21 protein-coding genes are annotated in these 22,261 nt (G+C 74.0%); 8 read left to right on the top strand and 13 right to left on the bottom strand.

Going from position 1 to position 22,261, the window contains the following annotated elements; genetic code table 11:
- The first annotated feature begins 158 nt into the window (after positions 1–158).
- From ACZ3YL_RS28255 to ACZ3YL_RS28240, 4 genes are all read left to right on the top strand, one after another.
- The gene (locus ACZ3YL_RS28255) at positions 159–1,343 is read left to right on the top strand and encodes an aliphatic sulfonate ABC transporter substrate-binding protein (protein WP_465660301.1); all 1,185 of its coding nucleotides are present in this window, start codon (positions 159–161) and stop codon (positions 1,341–1,343) included.
- Positions 1,344–1,471: 128 nt separating this feature from the next.
- Positions 1,472–2,275: an ABC transporter ATP-binding protein gene (locus tag ACZ3YL_RS28250; protein WP_188305892.1), complete on the top strand. Its 804-nt coding sequence runs from the start codon at positions 1,472–1,474 to the stop codon at positions 2,273–2,275.
- Positions 2,262–3,173, top strand: coding sequence for an ABC transporter permease (locus ACZ3YL_RS28245; protein WP_465660279.1), 912 nt, complete (start codon positions 2,262–2,264; stop codon positions 3,171–3,173). The genes ACZ3YL_RS28250 and ACZ3YL_RS28245 overlap by 14 nt, the downstream gene beginning before the upstream one ends.
- Before the next feature lie 8 nt (positions 3,174–3,181).
- A complete protein-coding gene (locus tag ACZ3YL_RS28240; protein WP_465660278.1) occupies positions 3,182–3,925 on the top strand; it encodes a sirohydrochlorin chelatase in 744 nt (247 codons plus the stop codon).
- 85 nt (positions 3,926–4,010) lie between these two features.
- Here the strand turns inward: ACZ3YL_RS28240 and ACZ3YL_RS28235 are convergent, their stop codons facing one another.
- From ACZ3YL_RS28235 to ACZ3YL_RS28225, 3 genes are all read right to left on the bottom strand, one after another.
- Positions 4,011–4,322 (bottom strand): hypothetical protein, encoded by a 312-nt coding sequence (locus tag ACZ3YL_RS28235; protein WP_465660277.1) that lies wholly within the window; start codon positions 4,320–4,322, stop codon positions 4,011–4,013.
- 9 nt (positions 4,323–4,331) lie between these two features.
- Positions 4,332–4,607 (bottom strand): hypothetical protein, encoded by a 276-nt coding sequence (locus ACZ3YL_RS28230; RefSeq protein WP_465660276.1) that lies wholly within the window; start codon positions 4,605–4,607, stop codon positions 4,332–4,334.
- A 140-nt stretch (positions 4,608–4,747) separates the two neighbouring features.
- Entirely contained in the window at positions 4,748–5,758 is a 1,011-nt protein-coding gene (locus ACZ3YL_RS28225) for a hypothetical protein (RefSeq protein ID WP_465660275.1), read from the bottom strand.
- Positions 5,759–5,871: 113 nt separating this feature from the next.
- Between ACZ3YL_RS28225 and ACZ3YL_RS28220 the strand changes: the two genes are divergently transcribed.
- A complete protein-coding gene (locus ACZ3YL_RS28220; protein WP_188305081.1) occupies positions 5,872–6,720 on the top strand; it encodes a helix-turn-helix transcriptional regulator in 849 nt (282 codons plus the stop codon).
- A gap of 63 nt (positions 6,721–6,783) precedes the next feature.
- Here the strand turns inward: ACZ3YL_RS28220 and ACZ3YL_RS28215 are convergent, their stop codons facing one another.
- The 4 genes from ACZ3YL_RS28215 to ACZ3YL_RS28200 form a co-directional block, all read right to left on the bottom strand.
- Complete coding sequence (locus tag ACZ3YL_RS28215; RefSeq protein ID WP_465660274.1) at positions 6,784–7,497, bottom strand: ricin-type beta-trefoil lectin domain protein; 714 nt, start codon at positions 7,495–7,497, stop codon at positions 6,784–6,786.
- 287 nt (positions 7,498–7,784) lie between these two features.
- Positions 7,785–9,521: a DEAD/DEAH box helicase gene (locus tag ACZ3YL_RS28210; RefSeq protein WP_465660273.1), complete on the bottom strand. Its 1,737-nt coding sequence runs from the start codon at positions 9,519–9,521 to the stop codon at positions 7,785–7,787.
- 171 nt (positions 9,522–9,692) lie between these two features.
- Positions 9,693–9,899 carry a cold-shock protein gene (locus ACZ3YL_RS28205; RefSeq protein WP_188305083.1) on the bottom strand — a complete coding sequence of 69 codons (207 nt, stop codon included), beginning with the start codon at positions 9,897–9,899 and terminating at the stop codon, positions 9,693–9,695.
- A 303-nt stretch (positions 9,900–10,202) separates the two neighbouring features.
- A complete protein-coding gene (locus ACZ3YL_RS28200; protein WP_465660272.1) occupies positions 10,203–12,341 on the bottom strand; it encodes an MMPL family transporter in 2,139 nt (712 codons plus the stop codon).
- Between the two features lie 516 nt (positions 12,342–12,857).
- Between ACZ3YL_RS28200 and ACZ3YL_RS28195 the strand changes: the two genes are divergently transcribed.
- The 3 genes from ACZ3YL_RS28195 (at position 12,858) to ACZ3YL_RS28185 (ending at position 15,828) form a co-directional block, all read left to right on the top strand.
- Positions 12,858–13,751, top strand: a complete 894-nt coding sequence (locus tag ACZ3YL_RS28195; RefSeq protein ID WP_465660271.1) for a phosphotransferase enzyme family protein — start codon at positions 12,858–12,860, stop codon at positions 13,749–13,751.
- Between the two features lie 171 nt (positions 13,752–13,922).
- On the top strand, positions 13,923–14,948 hold the full coding sequence (locus ACZ3YL_RS28190) for a polysaccharide deacetylase family protein (RefSeq protein ID WP_465660270.1): 1,026 nt from the start codon (positions 13,923–13,925) through the stop codon (positions 14,946–14,948).
- A 76-nt stretch (positions 14,949–15,024) separates the two neighbouring features.
- A complete protein-coding gene (locus tag ACZ3YL_RS28185) occupies positions 15,025–15,828 on the top strand; it encodes a YwqG family protein (protein ID WP_465660269.1) in 804 nt (267 codons plus the stop codon).
- A gap of 73 nt (positions 15,829–15,901) precedes the next feature.
- Here the strand turns inward: ACZ3YL_RS28185 and ACZ3YL_RS28180 are convergent, their stop codons facing one another.
- The 6 genes from ACZ3YL_RS28180 to ACZ3YL_RS28155 all read right to left on the bottom strand — a co-directional run bounded on the left by ACZ3YL_RS28180 (position 15,902) and on the right by ACZ3YL_RS28155 (position 22,056).
- The gene (locus tag ACZ3YL_RS28180) at positions 15,902–16,366 is read right to left on the bottom strand and encodes a GNAT family N-acetyltransferase (protein ID WP_188305087.1); all 465 of its coding nucleotides are present in this window, start codon (positions 16,364–16,366) and stop codon (positions 15,902–15,904) included.
- Positions 16,363–17,085, bottom strand: coding sequence for an exonuclease domain-containing protein (locus ACZ3YL_RS28175; protein WP_188305088.1), 723 nt, complete (start codon positions 17,083–17,085; stop codon positions 16,363–16,365). The genes ACZ3YL_RS28180 and ACZ3YL_RS28175 overlap by 4 nt, the downstream gene beginning before the upstream one ends.
- A gap of 432 nt (positions 17,086–17,517) precedes the next feature.
- Positions 17,518–19,464: an FtsX-like permease family protein gene (locus ACZ3YL_RS28170; RefSeq protein ID WP_465660268.1), complete on the bottom strand. Its 1,947-nt coding sequence runs from the start codon at positions 19,462–19,464 to the stop codon at positions 17,518–17,520.
- On the bottom strand, positions 19,461–20,204 hold the full coding sequence (locus ACZ3YL_RS28165) for an ABC transporter ATP-binding protein (protein ID WP_188306902.1): 744 nt from the start codon (positions 20,202–20,204) through the stop codon (positions 19,461–19,463). Before ACZ3YL_RS28165 ends, ACZ3YL_RS28170 begins: the two co-directional genes overlap by 4 nt.
- 65 nt (positions 20,205–20,269) lie before the next feature.
- Entirely contained in the window at positions 20,270–20,722 is a 453-nt protein-coding gene (locus ACZ3YL_RS28160; protein ID WP_465660267.1) for a GNAT family N-acetyltransferase, read from the bottom strand.
- A gap of 59 nt (positions 20,723–20,781) precedes the next feature.
- Positions 20,782–22,056, bottom strand: a complete 1,275-nt coding sequence (locus ACZ3YL_RS28155; RefSeq protein WP_465660266.1) for an SAV2148 family HEPN domain-containing protein — start codon at positions 22,054–22,056, stop codon at positions 20,782–20,784.
- Positions 22,057–22,261 lie beyond the last annotated feature (205 nt).

Raw genomic sequence — 22,261 nt, 5'->3', positions numbered from 1 at the left:
CCGATGTGCGGGCCGACGGGGCTGAGACCGCCCCGTCACCGGGCTGCCTTCCCCCCAGCCGCCCGGCTTGCCCCGGCACCCGATGCCGCGCGCACCACCTTCCAACCGTCCGCCCGGGACCGCTTCCTGACGGTCCGTCCGTGAACAGGACCCACACCATGGCACCGAACCCGCTCTCCTCCCATACCTCCGTCCGCCCCGGCGCCGGGCGGTTCAGACGCTCCGCCGCGGCCGCCGTCGCCGGCCTGACCGCCGTGGCCCTGCTGTCGGCCTGCGGCTACGGCTCCACGGCGGACAAGTCCGACGGCAAGGCCAACGCGGCCGCCACCGTCGGGGCCTCGGGCGCCAAGCTGTCCGCGGACACGGTGAAGATCGGCTACTTCGCCAACCTGACCCACGGCACCCCGCTGGTCGGCCTCCAGGAGGGCATCTTCCAGAAGCAGTTGGGCGCCACCCAGGTCAGGACCCAGATCTTCAACGCGGGCCCGGCCGAGATCGAGGCGCTCAACGCGGGCTCCATCGACATCGGCTGGATCGGCCCCTCCCCCGCGATCAACGGCTACACCAAGTCGAACGGCCAGTCGCTGAAGATCATCGGCGGTTCGGCCTCCGGCGGGGTCAAGCTGGTGGTCAACCCGGACAAGATCGGCTCGCTGGACGACCTCAGGGGCAAGAAGATCGCCACCCCGCAGCTGGGCAACACCCAGGACGTGGCGCTGCTCAACTACCTGGCGGGCAAGGGCTACAAGGTGGACGCGGCGTCCGGCGCGGGCGACGTGTCGGTGCTGCGCACCGACAACAAGGTCACCCCCGACGCCTACAAGTCCGGCTCCATCGACGGCGCCTGGGTGCCCGAGCCCACCGCCTCCAAGCTGGTCACGCTCGGCGCGAAGGTCCTGCTCAACGAGAAGGACGTCTGGCCGGACAAGAAGTTCGTGATCACCAACATCATCGTCTCGCAGAAGTTCCTCAAGGAGCACCCGGACGTGGTGGAGGCCGTGCTGCGCGGCTCGGTGGACACCAACGCCTTCATCAAGGCCGACCCCGACAAGGCCAAGGCCGACGCCAACGAGGCGATCAAGAAGGAGGCCGGCAACGCGCTGGAGCCGGGGGTCCTCGACCCGGCCTGGGCGGACATCGACTTCCTGGACGACCCGCTGGCGAACACCCTGCAGGCCGAGGCCGACCACGCCGTGACCGCCGGGCTGCTCAAGCTGCCCAGATCGAGTTCCGCTGGCGCGGGGGCCAGCCTGAACGGCATCTACGACCTCACCCTGCTGAACAAGGTCCTCGCGGCCAAGGGCCAGGCGCCCGTGGCGGACGCCGGACTCGGCACCAAGTAACTCCGCGGTCCGGCCCCGCCCGCCCGGTCGGTCCCCGATCGATGCCCACCGGCGCGGACGGGGCCCGGACCCCGGCTCCGACTCGCCTCGCCTCGCCAGCCCCCAGACCACACGCAGGAGGTGCCCGGATGACCCCGGCACTGACCACCTCGGCGGACGCCCCCGGCGCCGACGCCCCCGGCGGCGCGCCCGCCGTCCGGATCTCGCACGTCCACAAGTCCTTCGGCCGCCCCGGCGCCCAGACCCATGTGCTCGACGACATCACCCTCGACGTCGCGCCCGGCGAGTTCGTCACCCTCCTCGGCGCCTCCGGCTGCGGCAAGTCCACCCTGCTCAACCTGGTCGCCGGCCTCGACGAGCCCACCCGCGGCGGCATCGAGGTGCCCGGCGGCCGCCCCGCCCTGATGTTCCAGGAACACGCGCTGTTCCCCTGGCTCACCGCCGGCAGGAACGTCGAACTCGCCCTCAAGCTGGCCGGCGTCCCCCGCCCCGAGCGCCGCGCCGAGGCCGAGCGGCTGCTCGAACTCGTCCGCCTGAACGGCGCGTACGGCAAGCGGGTGCACGAGCTGTCCGGCGGCATGCGCCAGCGCGTCGCGATGGCCCGCGCCCTCGCCCAGGGCAGCAAGGTGCTGCTGATGGACGAGCCGTTCGCCGCCCTCGACGCCATCACCCGCGACGTCCTGCACGACGAGATCACCCGGATCTGGGCCGAACGGCAGCTGTCCGTCCTGTTCGTCACCCACAACGTGCGCGAGGCCGTGCGGCTGGCCCAGCGCGTCGTCCTGCTCTCCTCCCGGCCCGGCCGGGTCGCCCGCGAGTGGCGGATCGACCTGCCGCAGCCGCGCCGCATCGAGTCCGCGGGCGTGGCCGACCTGTCCATCGAGATCACCGAAGAACTGCGTGGGGAGATCCGTCGCCATGGCCAGCACTGACACCGCCCCCGTCCGGGAGCACACCACCCCCGGCGACGCGTCCGACAGCGCCGACGTCGGCGCCGGCCTGGACGCCCTCGACTCCGTCGCCGCCCAGCGCAGTTCGCTCGGCGAGGTGCTGCGCGGCAAGGCCCTGCCGCCGCTGATCGGCGTGCTGGTGGTGCTGGCGCTGTGGCAGGGCGCGTACAGCCTGCACCTCACCTCCTCGTACAAGCTGCCCAGCCCCGCCGACGTCTGGCACTCCCTGGAGGACCTCTGGTACCAGGGCACGCTGTTCTCGATCATCTGGACCAGCGTGTGGCGCGGCCTGTCCGGCTTCCTGCTCGCCGTCGTCATCGGCACCCCGATCGGCCTGGTGGTCGCCCGGGTCAAGCCGGTGCGCACCGCGATCGGCCCGGTGCTCCAGGGCCTGCAGTCGCTGCCCTCGGTGGCCTGGGTGCCCGCCGCCGTCATCTGGCTCGGCATCAACGACTCGATGATGTACGCGGTGATCCTGCTCGGGGCCGTCCCCTCCATCGCCAACGGGCTGGTCGCCGGCATCGACCAGGTGCCGCCGCTGTTCCTGCGGGCCGGACGCACCATCGGCGCCACCGGCCTCACCGGCGCCCGGCACGTGCTCATCCCGGCCGCGCTGCCCGGCTACCTGGCCGGGCTCAAGCAGGGCTGGGCGTTCTCCTGGCGCTCGCTGATGGCCGCCGAACTGGTCGCCTCCTCCCCCGACCTCGGCCGCGGCCTGGGCCGGTTCCTGGAGGACCAGCGCGAGTTCTCCGACATGTCCGGGGTCCTGCTCGGCATCCTCCTCATCCTGTTCGTCGGCATCGCCATCGAGCTGCTGGTGTTCACCCCGGTCGAGCGCCGGGTGCTGCGCAACCGCGGCCTGCTGGCCTCCGGCCAGTGAGGCGGCCGGTGCGGGCGGCGCCGAGGCCCGCCCTGCTGCTGATCGCCCACGGCAGCCGCGACCCGCGGCACGCCGCGACCGTGGCCGCGCTGGTCCGGGAGGTGCGGGCGCGGCGGCCCGCCCTGGAGGTCGCCACCGCCTACCTGGACCACTGCGCGCCGCGGATCCCCCAGGTGGCCGGTCGGCTCGGGGACGCGGTGGCCGTCCCGCTGCTGCTCAACCGGGCCTTCCACGCCAAGCACGACATCCCCGCCGCGCTGCGGGCCGCCGGCGCCGCACTGCCGGTCGCCGACGTCCTGGGGCCCTCCCCGCTGCTGCTCGCCGCCCTGGACCGCCGGCTGGCCGAGGCCGGGCTCGACGTCCGCTCGGCCGCCGTCCGCGCCCGTACCGGCGTGGTGCTGGCCTCGGCCGGCTCCTCCGACCCGGCCGCCGGCGCCGCCACCCGCGCGGCCGCCGCCGAGTGGCGCCGCACCCGCGGCTGGGCCGGCGTCGAGGTCGCCCACGCCTCGGCGGACGGCCCCCGGGTGCCGGACGCGCTCGACGCCCTGCGCGCGGCGGGCGCCTCGCGCACCGCCGTGTCCCCGTACCTGCTGGCCCCGGGCCTGCTGCCGGACCGCATCGCGGCCGCCGCCGAAGGCGCGGACGTCCTGGCCGACGTCCTGGGCCCCGCCCCGGAGCTGGCCGCGCTCCTGCTCCAGCGTTACGACCAGGCCCGCCGCGCGGCGGTGGCGCTCCCGGCCCTCACCGCCTGAGCACGGCCCTCACCGGCCGCGCTGCTCGGTACGACCGACCGCCTCAGCCCTCGCGACCATCGCCGGATCGGCATTCACCGGGCTGTCACGAGGCCTTTCGGTGCTGGTACTCGGCCACCGCGGCGTTGATCACGCTGAGCGGCACTGGCTCGTCCACGTCCGCGATCGCGGCCTCGATCCACTCCCGCATGACGGCCGTCGGCTTCATCCCGCGCTCCCGCGCCCGACGCCGTACCTCGTCCATCACCGGTTTCGGCAGCCGCAGCGAGGTGGTGATCATCACCGACTCCGCCGACAGTTGCTCGCCGGGCTCGGCGCTCATGATCTCGTCCTCGGTCAGCTCGTGCGTGTCGTAGTACTCTGCGATCGCTTCGAGGTCCGCACCGTTGTCAGTCATCTGTCACCTTCAACTCGTCCGCTTGAGGAACAGGCGCCGCTCGGCAGCCGTCATGTCTCGGGCAGTGGCGCAGTACCACGCCGACGGCACCATGGTGCTGTCCACCAGCACCACCAACAGGTAACGCCCGGTCTGAGTCACGCCATGGCAGAGGGTCGTGCCGGCCCGGCCACCCGCGAACCAGTGGGGTCGGGTGAACACGACATCTTCGACCTCCATCGGCTCCACACCATGCCGGGCGATGTGCTCCTCGGACCGCTTGTTCCAGTAGATCTCACTATGCACGAGCAGCAGCGTGATGCAAACGCAATACACGAGGCTAGTTGTGTTCACTCGCATGGGCGACGGCGCCCGGAGGCACCGACGGCGCGCACGGCCGGGGCCGTGCGCGCCGCGAGGGCCGTGTGCCCTTCAGGCCGACCGGGTCAGACCCGGCGCAGGGTGAAGGTGTCCCCCGGGTGGCCGGCGTCGGCGAGGCCGCCGGAGAGCTGGTAGAGGGCACCGCCGGGGCCGTTGGTGACGGCGGTGGGGGTGGCGTCGGCGGAGGGGTGGACGGCGGTGAGGCGGGCGGTGTGCCAGTGGTCGTCGGAGCGCAGTTCGACCTCGGCGTCGCGGCCGGTGCCGAAGAAGGCGTTGGTGACGCCCGCGAGGGTGCCGTCGGGGCGGGCGAAGATGCCGTCGAGGTGGAGCAGGGCCCCGCCGTCGGCGATCTCGACCCGGCGCAGGGCGGACGGGTCCCGGAGCGGGAGCTGCCACAGGGTGCCGTCGTCCCACTTGCCGAGGACGAGCCGGCCGTCGCGGTAGACGATGCCGTTGAGGCCGTAGGCGCCGGGGGCGGGGGTGAGGCGGTCGTCGCGCAGCAGGACGGAGCCGGTGCCGTCCGGGTCGACCCGGTAGACGACGGGGGCGAAGGAGTCGGTGACGTAGGCGGTGCCGTCGGGGGCGACGGCGATGTCGTTGGCCAGGTGGCTGCCGCCGTCGCCCGCGACGGCGGCGAGGTCGGTGTAGGAGAGACGGCGGCCGGTGTCGAGGTCGTAGGCGCCGATTCCGGCGACCTTGCCGAGGGTGGCGGGGCCGCTGCGTTCGCCGACGCCGTTGTCGAGGTTGGTGACCAGGATGCGGCGGTGGGCCTGGTCGATCCGCAGGCCGGCGATCTCGATCAGGGTGCCGGGGTCGTCGATCAGGGTGCGGACGCTGCCGTCGAGACCGACGGCGGAGACGGTGCCGTGCCGCAGCGAGCCGACCAGGAAGCGGTGGTGGCCCTGGTCCCAGACGGCGCTCTCGGGGACGAGGGTGGGGGCGTGGCCGTTGATGACGGCCGGGGCCGGGCAGTGGGCGGCCGCGGCGGCGGGTAGCGTACCGGCGGTGCCGAGCAGGGCGGCGGCCGCCGCGAGGGCGACCACGGTGCGGCGGGCAGCATGGATCTGACGATTCATCAGGTGTTCCTCGGGGCCGGCGTTCGGTGACGTGATCAAGACTCTCGCGGGCGCCGGGTCGGCAACAGTGCGTGGGGATACTGGTAGTTCGACCACCAGGAAGGACGGGGGACATGGACGAGTCGGAGGAGCGCCGCACGGAGCTGTCGGGCTTCCTGCGCAGCCGGCGGGCCCGGCTGACGCCGCAGCAGGTGGGGCTGGCGCCGGGGGTGCGGCGGCGCACGCCGGGGCTGCGGCGGGAGGAGTTGGCACTGCTGGCCGGGGTGGGGGTGACCTGGTACACGTGGCTGGAGCAGGGGCGGGACATCCACCCGTCGCCGGAGGTGCTGGCGAGTCTGGCCCGGACGCTGCGGCTGGACCGGGCGGAGACGGCGTACCTGTTCCGGCTGGCGGGCAGCCACCCGATGGACGGGGAGGTGAGCGCGCCCGCGGAGGTCCCGGCCGCGCTGTTGCGGCTGATGCACGCCCAGTGGCCGGCGCCGGCCTGGGTGATGGACGCCAACTGGGACCTGCGGGCGTGGAATCCGGGCGCCGACGCGCTGTTCGGGCTGTCCGGGCGGCCGCCGCAGGAGTGCAACCTGGCCTGGGTGGTGTTCGGCAACGCCCTGCACCGGCGCCGGGTGGAGCACTGGGAGGAGCACGCCCGGCGCTTCCTGGCCCAGTTGCGGTCGGCCTACGCGGAGCGCGGTGGCGAGGCCACGGCGGTGGGCCGTCATCTGGGCCGGATGATCCAGCATGTGCGGGAGGAGCATCCGGAGGCGGACCGCTGGCTGGACGAGCACCAGGTGGCGGAGCGCTCGGGGGCCGAGAAGGTGGTTCGGCACGAGGAGTTGGGCGAGTTGCGGATCGACCAGCATGTGCTGCTGGCCGCCGAGGGGCTGCAGTTGATCGTGATGGCGCCGCGTGACGCGCAGACGGCGGAGCGGCTGCGCCGGCTGGCCCCGACGGCGGTGGTGGCGTAGCGCACGCGGGTCCGCCGCCCGACGGGGGCGCGGGCGGCGGACCCGACCGTTCCTGACGAGCCGTCAGGCGGGGAGCTGCCATTTCTGGTTGGCGGCGCCGTTGCAGTCCCAGATGCCGAGCTGGTTGCCGTTGGCGGTGGAGAAGCCGAGGTCGTCCAGGCAGCGGCCGGACTGCGGGTTGAGCAGCGAGCCGTCGGCGCGGGCCTGCCACTGCTGGGAGCCGGTGCCGTTGCAGTCGTAGAGCTGGACCATGGTGTGGTTGGCGGTGCCGCCGCCCGACACGTCCATGCACTTGCCGAGGGCGCGGATGGTGCCGTCGACGCCTATCCGCCACTTCTGCGCCAGGGTGCCGTTGCAGTCGTAGATCTGGACGGGGGTGCCGTTGCCGAGGTTGGCGCCCTTCACGTCGACGCACTTGCCGACGTAGCCGGTGATCTGGCCGGTCGGGCCGGCCGGCGGGGTGGCGCCCATGATGACGCGCGGGAACATGACGGTGTCGCCGACGCCGCAGGGCGCGGAGACGCTGCCGTCGCCGACCGCCACGCCGCCGTACGCGGGGCGGGTGAACTGCACGGTGTGGGTGGAGTTCCAGTAGTAACAGGTGGCGGTCACGGTCCAGGTCTGCATCGGGTCGAGGCCGCTGCAGCTGCCGATCGCGCTCCAGCCCGCGACGTAGGCGCCGCAGGAGGGCGCGGCCTGGGCGGTGGTGGCCGGTGCGACCAGGGCGGCGGCCCCGGCGAGCAGGGCGGTGGTGAGCAGGGCGGAGGTTCGGCGCATCGGGACGGCGGTCCTTCCGGGTCGGCGAATCGCGACAACTCGACGTCTGTGGACTGATGGTGACCATGCGACAGATGTGTGGGCCGCGTAAAAGAATCGGGGCTCACACCGGCCACCGTCAAGCTCTCGTTCAAGGCGAGCTTCGATGGATTCACGCCAGCTGTTTGACCGCCGGCCGGGTCGGGTGGCCCGGAAACGCGGAACGGGCCCCGCGCTCCCCCCGTGGCGGGGAGGTCGCGGAGCCCGCTCGAGGGGACTCGGGGCCTGCGGCGAAGAGCCGCGGGCCGTCAGTCGAACTTGCGGCGCTGGCGCCCGGTCCCGTAGTTGCCGCCGGACTGGGAGCCGCTGCCCGGGCGGGCCCGGCCGGAGGAGCGCCCGATGAACCCGGCGGCTTGGGGCCGCTCGCCCTGGGCGGCGGAGCCGAGGCGCTGCTTGGGGCGCGGGCGGCGCGGGTTGCCGTTCATGTCGACGTCGGTGGGCAGCCCGGAGCGCTTGCCGGAGCGGCGGCGCGGGTTGCCCGACTTGCCGCCGGCGGTCTTGCCGTCGGCGGAGGCGGCCGGGGCCGCGGGCTGGGCGGCGGCCGGGACGGCCAGCGCGACCGCGACGCCGCTGGGCGTACGGGCACCGGTGATCCGGACCAGGTCGGCGTCGCCGGGGCGGATCTTGGTGACGGTCGGGCGGATCCCGGCCACCGTCATCAGCCGGTTGACCTCGCGGCGCTGCTCGGGCAGCACCAGGGTGACGACCGTGCCGGACTCGCCGGCCCGGGCGGTGCGGCCGCCGCGGTGCAGGTAGTCCTTGTGGTCGATCGGCGGGTCGACGTTCACGACCAGGTCGAGGCCGTCGATGTGGATGCCGCGCGCGGCCACGTTGGTGGCGATCAGCGCGGTGACCTCGCCCTCGCGGAACTGGTCCAGGACCCGGTTGCGCTGCGGCTGGGACTTGCCGCCGTGCAGGGCGGCGGCCATCACGCCGGTGGCGCGCAGCTGCTTGGCGAGCCGGTCGGCGCCGTGCTTGGTGTGCACGAACATGATCACGCGGCCGTCGCGGGAGGCGATGTGGGCGGTGGCGGAGACCTTGTCGGCGGGCTCCAGCTGCAGGACGTGGTGGTCCATGGTGGTGACCGCGCCGGCCGAGGGGTCGACCGAGTGGGTGACCGGGTCGGTCAGGAAGCGCTTGACCAGCCGGTCCACGTTGCGGTCCAGGGTCGCGGAGAACAGCATCCGCTGCCCGCCCTCGGCGACCTGCTCCAGCAGCTTGCTGACCTGCGGGAGGAAGCCCATGTCGGCCATCTGGTCGGCCTCGTCGAGGACGGTGATGGCGACGTCGGACAGGTTGACGTCACCGCGCCCGATCAGGTCGTCCAGTCGGCCGGGGGTGGCGACCAGGACCTCGGTGCCGCGGCGCACCGCGTTGGCCTGCCGGCTGATGCCCATGCCGCCGACGACGGTGGTGATCCGCAGGTTGACGGCGGTGGCGTACGGGGTGAGCGCGTCGGTGACCTGCTGGGCCAGCTCGCGGGTGGGCACCAGGACGAGCGCCAGCGGGTGCCGGGAGTCGGCGCGGCGCCCGGCGGTGCGGGCGAGCAGCGGCAGGCCGAAGGCCAGGGTCTTGCCGGAGCCGGTGCGGCCGCGGCCGAGGACGTCGCGCCCGGCGATCGAGTCGGGCAGCGTGGCGCCCTGGATCGGGAACGGCTCGGTGACGCCCTCACGGGTGAGCGTGGAGAGGATCGCCTTGGGCAGGTCCAGCTCGGCGAAGGTGGCCGCCGGGGGCCGGGCCGGGGTGCCCTCGACGACGGTGAAGTCGGTGGGCTCCGGGGTGGCCGTGCGGCCGGTCTTCGGGGCACCGGCGCGGTTGCGGGGCTTGCGCGCGCGGTCCGCGCCCTCACCGTCGCGGCGGGGGCGCTCGGGGTTGTCCCCGTTGCGGCGGGGGCGGCCGGTGCGGCCTTCGGCGGTGCGCTCGGCCGAACGGGCGGTGGAGCGGTCGGTACCGCGGTCGCGGGGCGTGCGGGCAGGGGTGGTCACGGGTTCTCCGTCTGTCGGGCGGCAGCCCGCGGTCGCGGACTGGTCGGCCGTCGTCTGGGAGAGTGCGCCGCCCCGGCCGTACGGCGGCATGAACGAGGGCCCGCACCGTGCTCCGGTGCGGGCCCCCGCTTCACGAGATCACAAGATCACGCGTCAGCGTAGAGGCTGACGTCAGGCGATGACCTGGATGTTCTCGCCCTGCGGGCCCTTCTGGCCCTGAGTGACGTCGAACTCGACGCGCTGACCCTCGACGAGCTCACGGAAGCCCTGGGCGGCGATGTTCGAGTAGTGGGCGAAGACGTCCGGGCCGCCGCCGTCCTGCTCGATGAAGCCGAAGCCCTTTTCGCTGTTGAACCACTTCACGGTGCCGGTAGCCATAACCGTCTCCTCATACTTGGGGCATCAGGGACTCACACCGCGTGAATCCCGGAGTAGCCGCGATCCCCATCCGGAGACTGAAACACCGGACAAAACAAATGCGCCTGTTGGTTGGAACCAGCAGGCGCACACACGCGTTCATGGGAACCAAAACTGCAACTGACTCGACTGTAGCACGGCGACACCCCGATTGACCGGGGACTTTTCTGCCCGACAGATCACGTTTGGCGCCCCTGGAAAGCGGGGACGGCGCCCCGCCGGAGCGGGGCGCCGCCTGGTGTTCGGCCCGGGTTCAGCCCGTGGTCAACGCCGGCCGGCCGGCTCCGGCGGCATCGTGGCGCCGACCCGCGGGGTGTGCCCCGCGCCGGGGCGGGCGTCGCCGCCGTGGCCGGGCCACCACGCGCGCTGACCGAGCAGCGCCGTGACGGACGGGGTGAAGAACATCGCCATCACGAAGGCCGCCAGCACGATGCCGAAGGCCAGCGAGAAGCCCAGTTCCATGAAGAGCACGTTGCCCGCGAGCATGAAGGTCGCGAACGAGGCCGCCAGGATGAAACCGGCCGCCGCGACCGTCGGGCCGCCGTGCTTGACGGCCTCGCGGGCCGCCTCGCGCGGGCTGCGGCCCTCGCGGGCCTCCTCGCGGAGGCGGGCGATGATCAGGATGTTGTAGTCGGTTCCGATCGCCACCACGAAGAGGTAGATGAAGATCGGAAGCATGAACATCAGCCCCTCCTCACCCTTGATGTTCTGGAACAGCAGGGTGGTGGCGCCCAGGGTGGCTCCGAAGCCGAGGCCGACCGAGGCCATCAGGTACCACGGCGCGACGATGCTGCGGAGCTGGAGGCCCAGGATGATCATGATGAGCAGTGCCGCGATCGGGAAGACCAGCGTGTAGTCGTGGGCCATCGCGGCGTTGATGTCCTTGAAGACGGACGTCATACCGCCGACCAGGGCCTTGGTGTCCGCCGGGGCCGCGGCGTGCGCGGCGTCGCGCAGCTTCACCACGGTGTCGATCGCCTCGTTGGTGGCTGGCGCGTCCTTCAACTCCACGGAGAAGTCGGCGGTGGCGCCGTCCTTGCTGAGGCCGCGCTCCTTGGTGGGCATCACCACGTTGGCCACCCCGGCGACCCCGCCGATCCGGCCGGCGAAGTCCTTCAGCTCGGCGTCGCTCAGCTTGGCGCCGTTGGTGCTGGTCAGGAAGACGTGGCTGGGGTCGGTGGCACCGGCCGAGAAGGCCGTCATCAGCTTGTCCTGGACGACCATCGACTCCTTGTCCTTGGGCATGGAGCTGCCCGCGAGGTCGTAGGTCCCGGTGTAGTTGATGCCGGCCAGGGCCAGGATGAGCAGCAGACCGCCGGAGACCAGCGCGACCAGGCCGGGCTTCTTGCCGGTCATCCGGCCGAGCGCGGCGAAGCGGGCGTTCTGGGGCTCCTGCATCCACTTCCGGCCGGGCCAGAACACGGCCTTGGACGGGATCACGGCGAGCACGGCCGGGGCCAGGGTGAGCATGACGAGCGCGGTGGCGAGGACGGCGATGGCCAGCGCCGGGCCGAGCGCGGTGAACATGCCGAGGCTGGAGAGGATCAGTACCGCGAAGGCGACGGCGACGGCACCGGCGGCGGAGGCGATCGCCTCGCCGACCCGGCCGACCGCGCTGGCCACGGCCTGCTTGCGGTCGTCACCGGCCCGCAGCCGCTCCCGGTAGCGGAACGCCAGGAAGAGGAAGTAGTCGGTGCCGACGCCGAGCACCACGATGATGAGGATCGCCGAGGTCATCGGCGTGGTCTGCAGGTCGAACGCGCTGACCGCGTCGTTGATCAGGCCCTTGGAGACCGGCATCGCGATCACCAGCGAGAGCAGCACCGGCAGCAGACCGGCCAGGATGCTGCGGAAGATGATGCCGACGATCACGATGACCAGCACCAGGCCGCCGAACAGCACGATGGCGTCGGTCGAGCCCGAGGAGTCCTTCTGGTCCAGTTGGCTCGCCGCGTCACCGCCGACCCGGAACTTCAGCCCGCTGCCCTCGGCGAGCTTGGTGCCGTCGTCGCGCAGCTTCTTGGCCGCCTCGGTGAACTGCGGGTCCCCCTGCTTGGTCTGGTCGATGGCGACCTGGGACAGCGCGTACTTGCCGTCCTTGGACTTCGACTGGTCGAGCACCGGCAGGACCTGCTGGACCAGCGGGATCTGCGCGTCCGTCAGGCCCTTGACGACCTTGTCCATCGAGGCCTGGTCGTCCTTGGTCAGCTGGCCGCCGTCGTTGCGCTCGAAGAGCAGCAGGGCGGACGGCGTGAAGCTGGACGGGAAGGCCCGCGACTGGAGCTCCGAGGCCTGGATGGACTCGTAGTGGGTGGGCAGGAACTTCGACTGGTCGGTCTGGTCGACGACCTTCGCGGCGCTGATCGATATGACGACCGCACCGACGAGCCACGCGGCGATCACCCACCACGCGCGGCGAACGACGAATTGTCCTAGTCGGTGGAACATGCTCGATGCCTCCTGGGCATGGTTCACCGCAGCCCTTGGGGGACGGGACGCTGGGCGACGGCAGGACCGGGCGGGCTACGCGCGCTGGCGTTCCCTAGCCGGTCGGCAGGTAAGTAGGTCTGGGCGTCAGCCTACGAGTACGTGCTTGCCGTGCGGCAAGGAACCCCCGTGGTCCAACCCCCGTTGCGGCCGCCCGAAGCGGCCCCGCCCCAGTGTCTCCCGGACATAAGCCCGTTGACCTCGTACTCCGGGTGGAGTCTTCTCCCCCTCAGGGTGGAGTCGACCCCCTACCTCCGAGGAGGAGGCCTCAGGGTCCCGAGCCAGGGGAAACCCCCACCCCGGCCCCGAGACGGGCGCCGGGCGCCGCGCACCACGGCGCCCGGCGCCCGCACGACGGCCCGTGCGTCATGATGATCACCGTCCGGAATCCTCCGGGCGCACGGATGAACGACGGCGGAACGGAGCCCAGCCATGATCCCCTTCGACGAGGGCCGCGCGCGGCTGCTGCTCACCCAGGCCTGCGAGACCGCCGGGCTGCCCGAGCCGGATGGGGCCCGGCTGCTCGCGCTCGGCGAGAACGCCGTCTTCGACCTCGGCGACCCGGCCGTGGTCGCCAAGGTCGGCCGCGGCCCCGCGTTGTCCGACCGGGCGCAGCGCGAACTGGCCTTCGCGAACTGGCTGGCCGGGCAGGGACTCCCGGTGGTCCGCCCGTACGAGGCGGTGGCGCCCGGTCCGCAGTCGGCGCACGGGCACCCGGTCACCTTCTGGCACCGGCTCGCCCCCGCCGTCCGCCCGGCACGCCCGGCCGACCTCGCCCCGCTGCTGCGCACCCTGCACGCGCTGCCGCTGCCGCCCTTCCCGCTCGGCCGGCGGGACCTGCTGGCGCCGGTCGAGCGCTGGCTGGCCTCGGCCGAGGGACAGGTCGACCCGGCGGACGTCGCCTTCCTGCGCGAGCGCCGGGACGTCTTCGCGGCCGCCCTGCCCGGTCTGGCGCCACGGCTGCGGCCCGGGGTGATCCACGGCGACGCGCTGCCGCGCAATGTGCACGTCGGCCCGGACGGGCCGGTGCTGCTCGACCTGGAGACCTTCTCGCAGGACCTCCGGGAGCACGACCTGGTGGTCCTGGCGCTCGCCCACGACCGCTACGGCGTGCCGGACGAGGAGTACCGGGCGTTCACCGAGGCGTACGGCTGGGACGTGCGGGACTGGCCCGGCTTCGCCGTGCTGCGCGGGGCCCGGGAGACCGCCAGCGCCTCCTGGGTCGCCCAGCAGGCGGCCGGGAACCCGGCGGCGCTCGCGGAGTTCGGCCGCCGGGTCGACTCGCTCCGCGCGGGGGCGACCGAGGTGCGGTGGTACCCGTTCTGACGGGGCGGCGCTACCCCTTCTGAGCGGCGGGTGCCAACCCGGTCGCGTGTGAGAAGACTCTTAAGCCGGATCGGTCCGGCGCGCAACCGGGACACGTACGATCGGCGTCCTATCGCACAGTCATCCTGACCGATGGATCGGCACCCTTCCCGCCCCTCAGGAGCCGCCGCCATGCACCGGACCGCCCTCCGCCGCCCCTCCCACCCGACCCGTACGACCGCCGGCCGCCGCCTGCTGATCGCGGGCAGCATCACGGTGGCCGCCGCCCTGGGACTGACCGCGTGCGGCACCGCCAGCGGGGCGCTCCAGCCGAGCGGTTCCCCCAGCACCACCAGCTCCACCAGCCCCACCGACTCCACCAGCGCCGCCGCGTCCGGCACCGCTACCGGCGCTCCACAGCAGCCGACCGGCACCGGCGCCGCCACCAGCGCGCCCACCCCCGGCTCGGACGCCGCCGGCTCCGGCGCCGGCCACGCCGCCCCGCCGGCCGGCTCCACGCCGCACCAGGCCGCCACCCCGGCGACCTCCGGCCGGACCCAGGCCACCGGCACGCCCGCACCGCCGGCACCGCCCGCACCGCCCGCCCACCCCGGGTCCGCCACCAAGGTGATCTCCTCCACCGCCTCCGGCGGCCGCACCGTCGCGCTCACCTTCGACGACGGCCCCGGCCCGGCCACCGGCCAGATCCTCGACCTGCTCGCCCAGTACCACGTCAAGGCGACCTTCTGCGAGATCGGCCAGAACGCCGCCGCCAACCCGGCCCTGGTCAAGCGGGTCCTGGCCGAGGGCCACCGGCTCTGCGACCACAGCGTCCACCACCCGCAGCCCTTCGAGAAGCTTCCGCACGACAAGGCCGTGTACGAGATCGGCGCCGCCCGCGACATGATCGTCAAGGCCGGCGGGCCGGGCACCCGGATCGACTGGTTCCGCGCCCCGGGCGGCGGCTTCAACGCCGACAACGAGCACATCGCCGCCGACCTCGGGATGGACTCGCTCGGCTGGTCCGTCGACCCGCGCGACTGGTCCCGCCCGGGCGTGCCCGCGATCGTCTCCGCCGTGCAGAAGCAGCTCAAGCCCGGCGGAGTGATCCTGATGCACGACGGCGGCGGTGACCGCAGCCAGAGCGTGGCCGCGCTCAAGCAGCTGCTGCCCTGGCTGGTTTCCCAGGGGTACACCTTCGACTTCCCCGCCGCATAAGGCAGTTGGGCCGCCGGCCGCAAAGCTGGGGCACCGGCCGCGGGGTGGGGGGCCACCGGCCTTAGGGTGGGGCGCCGTGACCGCCACCGACCTCAGCGCCACCGACCTCGTCGCCGCCGTCCCCGGCCTCGCCCCCTACCTGAGGCCCGCCACCCTGCTGCACCCCGACGCCGCCCCGCCCCACCCCGGGGCGAGCCGGATCGGCGGCCCGGCCGAGTGGCCGGCCGGCGAACCCTGGCCGCACTGCACCGCGCGGCACCCGGACGACGACCACGGGTACCCCCGCCGGGCCCCCGAGGAGACCCCCGCCACCTCCTTCGTCCCGCTCGCCCTGATCCACGCCGAGGACGCGCCGCACCTGCCCTGGCCGGACGGCACCGACCTGCTCCAGGTGCTCTGGTGCCCCAACGACCACGACGACCTCCAGGGCGAGCGCTACTACTACGGCCCCGCCGTCGAACTCCACTGGCAGCACGCCGCCGCACTCGCCCCGGCCACTCCCCCGCCGCCCCTGCGCAGCGACGAGGAGTACCTTCCGCGGCCCTGCGCGCTGCGCCCCGAACAGGTCCTCGACCTGCCCGACCGGGACGAACTGCCCGAGGAACTCGCCCGCGCCGTCGCGGAGTTCACCGAGCGGCAGGGCATCGAGTACGAGCGCGACCACGGCCGCGCGGACGGCTGGAAGCTGGGCGGCTGGCCCTCCTGGCACGTCACCGACCTGATCCCGGTCGACTGCGGCCGCTGCGGCGAGCGGATGACGCACCTGCTGACCGTGGAGAGCGGCGACGGCCCGGACCTGTCGGTCGGCCGGCACGGCGAACTGCACGTGTTCGTCTGCCCGGTGGACGTGGCGCACCCGGTGGGGCTGGACGTGCAGTAGGGAGGCCCCCGGCCCCCTCGGATCCCGCCGGGCCCGCCAGGTCGGGTCAGGACAGGAGTCAGGCCAGGTCAGGTCAGGTCAGGCGCAGCCGGTAGACCTGGCGGGAACCGCCCTCCGGGCCGGGGGCGGCGGGCTCGGCCGGGGTGAAGCCCAGCCGCTCGTAGAACACCCGGGCGCCGCTGGTCACCGCCCCGGGGTGGTCCGGGCCGAAGGTGACCACCTCGACGGCGGCCGGGGCGCGGACGTGGCGGCGCAGCGCGTCCTCGACCAGCGCCCGGCCGGTGCCGGTGCCCCGGGCGCGTTCGGCGACCACCAGCCAGTGCAGATGGTGCGGCCCCTCCGGGTCCGTGCCGAACAGCAGGCCGCCGAGCAGGCCCCGGCCGTCCTCCGCCACGGTGGCGAGCCCCCGGGCGGCGGACTTCTCCACCGCGCGGTGGAAGCCGGGCTCGGCCACCATCGGGCCGAACCAGTGCTCGACCTCGGCGGCGAGGGCGAGGAAGCCCGGCAGGTCCTCGGGGCGGGCGAGCCGTACGGTCATCCCTCGTCACCCGGAGTCGGCCTGGACGGCCAGCGCGGGTCGACCACCGCCAGCGGGTCCTTGCCGCGGCGCAGCCAGGCCTGGAGGCCCTCGGCCCACTCCCGGTACCAGCCGATCTGCCGCCGGTGCAGCTCGGCCGGGGCCACCTCCCCCACCTCGGCCGGGTAGCGGTCGGCCAGCGCGACGGCGACCCGGACGGCGGCCAGCGCGTCGCTGCCCGCCTCGTGGGCGTCCGTCAGCTCCACCCCGTACACCTCGCACACCCGTTGCAGGGTGCGCGAGCCCTTGCGGTACTTGTCCACCGTCCGGTCGATCACCAGGGCGTCCAGCACCGGCCCGACCGGGGCGCCGAGGCGCTCGGCGAGCGTGGGCAGCCCGTACCGGCGCAGCTCGGCGTCGAGCAGGGAGAGGTCGAACGGCGCGTTGAACGCCACCACCGGCCGACCGTCGGCGATCCGCGCGCAGAGCGCGGCGGCTATCTCCTCCACCGCCTCCTTGGGCTGCCGGCCCCTGCCGCGCGCGACCGCGTCCCCGATTCCGTGGATCGCCTCCGCCTCGGCGGGGATCGGCACCCCGGGGTCGATCAGCCAGTGGGCGGCCTCCACCCGGACGGCACCGACGGTGTCCACGAGTGCCGCCGTGACGATGCGGTCCACGGCCGGGTCGGTGCCCGTGGTCTCCAGGTCGAAGCCGACCAGTGGCTGCTGCCACCAGCTCATCAGGTCTGTCCTTCCGTCCTCCAGCGAAACAGCCCCTATCATCACCCGCCCCACCGACAATCCGACCGCCAGGGCGGCCGGGCCGGCTGCCCCGCGGCGGGTGTCCGGGGGCGGAGCGGCGTGGGTGACGGCCTGGACCGGGGCCCGCTGGAGGGTCCAACTCCGTTTTCACGGAGAGCTGTTGGGGCGCGGCCAGCTCGGGCCGTGAGGAGGGTGCGGCCGAGCCGGTCGGTGGTGTCGCGGGCGCCGGGGAGGACGTAGAAGCAGCCGCCGTCGATGGGGCGGAGGTGGTGGGCGAGGGGTTCGACGTCGAGGCGGGACCGGGCGCCATGGCCGCTCGGCCCCGGCGCGCTGACGAGCACGCCGGGGCCGAGCGGTCCTGTCGAAGGACTACCGGTGGGTCACCAGCCGTACAGCCTGCCGGCGCCGGACCTACCGTCCCGCCGCCCGACCCGCCAGCGCGAGCCGGCTGGGCAGCACGCTGGCCGCCACGGCGAGCAGCAGGCACAGGGCCGCGCCCGCGCCCAGCGGCAGCCAGGGCAGTCGCAGCGCGACGCTCGCCTGCCCGGCGAGGATGCGGTGGTTGAGCAGCGCGGTGGTGCCGTACTGGGTGAGGGCGGTGACGGCGAGGGCCAGCGCGGCGGCGGTGACCACCACCAGCACGGCCTCCAGGGCGACCATCTGCAGCACCTGGCGGCGCACCGTCCCGGCGAGGCGCAGCACGGTGAAGTCGCGGCGGCGGTCGGCGGCGCTCATCACCATGGTGTTGACGATGGCGATCAGCGCGTAGAGCAGTGCCGGGCCGAGGATCGTCGTGGTGGCGATCCAGGCGTAGTGGGCGTTGGGGTCGGGCCCGGGGTCGTGGGCGTCGGTGAGGGCGCCGCCGAGCCGGTCGGCGGGTTCGGCGCTGAGGTGGACGGCGCCCGGGTGGGCCTCGCCCAGGTGGCCGGCGACGGCCTCGCCGCTGAGCAGGATCTCGTCCAGGCCGAGCTGGGTGCGGTAGACCAGGGCGAGCCGCAGGCCGGTGACGGTGCCGTCGGCGAGGCGCAGGTTGACCTGGTCGCCGAGCTTCCAGCCGTGGCCGCGGGCCTGGTCGGTGGAGGCGGCGAGGGTGGCGCCGTGCAGGTCGGCGGCGGTGCCTTCGGCGGCGGGCAGGGTCCAGGCGGTGGCGAGGTCGCCGTCGACGACGGTGGCGGCGGACGGCACGCTGGCGGGCGAGTCCTCGCTGGGGTCGTCGAAGGCGGGCCGCTCCGCGCCGAGGCCCATGACCACGGTGGAGGTGGTGGCGGTGGCGCGCAGGCCGGGCTGGGCGGCGGTGAGCCGGCGGGCCGCGTCGGCGGGCAGCGGCTGGCCGCCCGGGCGCAGCACGTACCGGGCGGCGGCGGTGGACCGGCCCTGGGCGGTCATGGCGTCGGCGAAGGCCGCGGTGGAGCCGACCATGGTGCCGGTGAGCGCGATGGTGAGGAAGGCCGGGGTGGCGGTGGAGACGGTGCGGCGCACCGCGGTGAGCGCGTTCTGCCGGGCGAGCAGCGGGGCGGCGGCGGTGAGCCGGGCCAGCGGGGCGCTGAGCAGCCGGACCAGCACCGGGACGACGACGGGCGCGAACAGGGCGATCGTGGTGATGGCGGCCAGGTCGGCGCCCATCACCCACTGGGAGGCGAGCTGCGGGTCGTCCGGCTGGTCGCCGGGGGCGGGCGGCAGGCTCGCCGCGGACAGGTAGTAGGAGACGACGCCGACCAGGGACAGCAGCCCGAGCGCGGCGCAGGCCCAGCGCGGTCCGGTCATGACCTTGCGGTCGACGGCGGCGTCGCCGAGTGCCTCGACGGCCCGTACCCGCCCGGCCCGGACGGCCGCGGTGACGGCGCCGAGCAGGGCGACCAGCAGGCCGACGGCGGCGGCGAGCAGCATCGGGCCGACGGCGGGCCGGGCGCTGAACCCCTCGGGGGCGGCGCCGCGGGCGACCAGCCAGGCGGCCAGCGCGGGTGCGCCGGGCAGCGAGAGCAGGCAGCCGCTGACGGCGGAGACCAGGGCGACGGCGGCGGCCTCACCGGTGATCAGCCAGACGATCTGGCGGGGCGTGGCGCCGACGGCGCGCAGCATCGCGATCTCCTGGCGGCGCTGGGCGACGGCGAAGGCGAAGGTGCCGGCGACGACGAAGACGGCGACGAACGCGGCCATCGCCGAGGTGAACTGGAGCACCTTGTGCAGCGAGGGCGCGCCGAGCGGGGAGTCGTCCCCGGCGGTGTCGTTCAGCAGGCTGCCGGTGGTGGCGACCAGGGTGACGCCGAGGGTGAGGGCGACGTAGGAGCCGGCGAAGGCGGCCTTGCGGCGGCGCAGGCTCGCGGCGGCGACGGGCAGCAGGGTGCCGAGCGAGGTCATGCGACGGTCTCCAGGGCGGTCATCCGCTCGGCGATCCGCTGGGCGCTCGAGTGCGGCAGGTCGTCGACGATCCGGCCGTCGGCGAGGAAGAGCACCCGGTCGGCGTAGGAGGCGGCGACCGGGTCGTGGGTGACCATGATGGTGCTCTGGCCCTCGCGGTCGACCAGTTCGCGCAGCAGGGCGAGCACGTCGCGGCTGCTGGAGCTGTCCAGGGCGCCGGTCGGCTCGTCGGCGAACAGCACCCGGGGCCGGGTGATCAGGGCCCGGGCGATGGCGACGCGCTGCTGCTGGCCGCCGGAGAGCTGGGACGGCAGGTGGCCGGTGCGCTCGCCGAGGCCGACCTGGGCGAGCGCGCGGTGGACCTCGGCGCGGTCGGGCCGGCGCCCGGCCAGGCGCAGCGGCAGGCCGACGTTCTGCTCGGCGGTGAGCGAGCCGACCAGGTTGAACGCCTGGAAGACGAAGCCGAGTTGCTGCCGGCGCAGGACGGTCAGCTGGGTCTCGGTCAGCCCGGCGAGGTCGGTGTCGTCCAGGACGACCCGGCCGCTGTCGGGACGGTCGAGGCCGGCGCCGCACTGCAGCAGGGTGCTCTTGCCCGAGCCGGAGGGGCCCATCACGGCGGTGAAGGTGCCCCGGTCGAAGGTGACGTCCACCCCCCGCAGTGCCCGCACGGCCTCCGGGCCGGTGCCGTAGGTGCGCTGTACGTTCTCCAGGCGCAGCACAGCGGCCGCGCCCTCCCCCATGATCTTCACGAGGGCTACACCTACCACGGGCGCAACTGCGCTGACCAGGTCCTTTGGGTGAATCGTTACGGTACCGGGCGGTACATGGCGACGTCGATCGGGCCGTCGGCGACGACGGCGAACCCGTGCCTCGCGTACAGCCGCAGGGCGGCGCTGCCCTGGAGGACGGTCAGGTGGACGGGTTCGGCCGCGGTGTCCGCCTCGGCGAGGAGGTGGCGCAGGACGGCGCTGCCGAGGCCTCGGCCCTGGAGGTGCGGGGCCAGGTAGAACAGCTCCAGGTGGCGCCCGCCCCGTTCGTCGGGGCGGATGGTGACGCACCCCGCGAAGGCTCCGTCGACCAGCAGGACGGAGGTGTGGCGGAGGGAGAAGGACTTCCGCACCCGCGCCCGGGAGCGGTCCGGGTCCCAGCGGCCGAGGCGTTCCAGGTCGGCGCGCATGACCTGGGCCTTGAGGCCGACGATGGGTTCGAGGTGCTCGGGGCCGGCCGGTTTCAGGGTCCAGGCGGGGAGGCTGTTCACGGACCGCAGTGTTCCAGCGTCCGCACGCTCCGACCAGCGGTTATCTCATCATGCGGGCCTCAGGAGACGTTCCGGGCGTCCGCCCAGACCCCTTCGAACTCCTCGCGGTAGACCTCCAGCAGCCCCGGTTCGGTGCCGCCCGGCTGCTGGCCGGCGCCGCCGCGCAGGATCAGCGCGGGGGACTCCATGCCCCGGGAGCGGCGCAGGTAGGGCTGGATGACGCCGAGGTCGCGGCTCTGCCGGCGGCCGGCCGCGGGGCCGGTGGGGCGGGGGCCCTCGACCAGGTAGGCGGTGAAGCGCGGGGTCTCGTCGAAGACCCGGATCTCGAAGCCGCCCTGGTCCCGCAGCCGGGCCCGGACGCGCCGCACGTGCATGATGTTCATCTCGATCGAGCGGGACAACTCGGCTCGGGAGAGCCCGAGTTCGCGCTCTCGGCGGCGCACCGCGCTGCTCGCCGGGTTGAGGAACAGCAGCCGCACCCGGCAGCCCTCGCCGGCGAGGCGGACCAGCCGTTTGCCGGTGTAGTTCTGGCAGAGCATGCCGAGGCCGATGCCGAGCGCGTCGAGGCGCCGGGCGCCGTCCAGCAGGTCCTCCACCGGCAGGTCGCGCTGCAGCCGGACCCGGTCGGCGTGCACCGCGACCACGTCGGCGTAGCGTCCGGCGACCAGCGACTCCACCACGTCGGCGGGCACCCCGCCCGCGCCGCCGTCCAGGACGGCCAGCAGCCGGGCGGCGGCGCGTTCGGTCTGGGCCAGCACGGTCTGGGTGAGCACCCGGTTGCGGGAGACCACGTGCCGGGCCACTTCCAGTTCGTCCAGGGCGAGTTCGATCTCGCGCCGGTCGGCGAGGTAGGGCTCGAAGCAGGGCCAGTGCTGGACCATCAGTTCGCGCAGCTGGGGCAGGGTGAGGAAGACCAGCGGGTCGTCGTCGGCCGGGTCGAGGAGGTAGCCCTTGCGGCGGCTGACCTCGCGCACGGCGCCGGCCCGGTGGGCCCACTCCTCGCCGGCCGGGCCGGCGGCGGCGGTGACCCAGTCCTCGCCGTGGGCGGGGGCGTAGATGGGGTGCAGCACCTCGTCGACCAGGGAGCGCAGCCGCTGTTCGACCAGGTTGAGCCAGACGTACGCGCGGCCGGACAGCCGGACCCGCTGGTAGGCGTCCTCCCATTCGCCGGCCGACCAGGCGAGCGCGGGGACCTCGACCGGGCCGCCCTGGGCGGGGACGAGGGAGCGGCCGGTCATGGTGGGGCGCATGACCACCGTGGGCGCCTCGGCGCGGGCACCGCCCCGGTCGGGGCCGTCGGGCCCGGAGCCACGGCCGCCGGCGGGGAACACCATGCGCCACCTCATCTGGTTGCCACTCGTTCTGCCCCGGGACGTTGACGGACTGTCCGGAGTCCGCGGGGCCGGCCGGGGCGGCCGGACGATCAAGGGTACTGCCCGCCGCGAGGCGCCCGCAGCCGGATGGCCGAGGGGCCTCCCGGGGCACCTTCCGCACCCGTGGCCACAGTCTTCACACGAATACCCGCCGGACACCCGTTCG

The organism is Kitasatospora sp. NPDC023176 (assembly GCF_055560495.1).
Note: the sequence above shows the minus strand (reverse complement) of the source record. Positions and strands in the feature narration are given on the sequence as shown.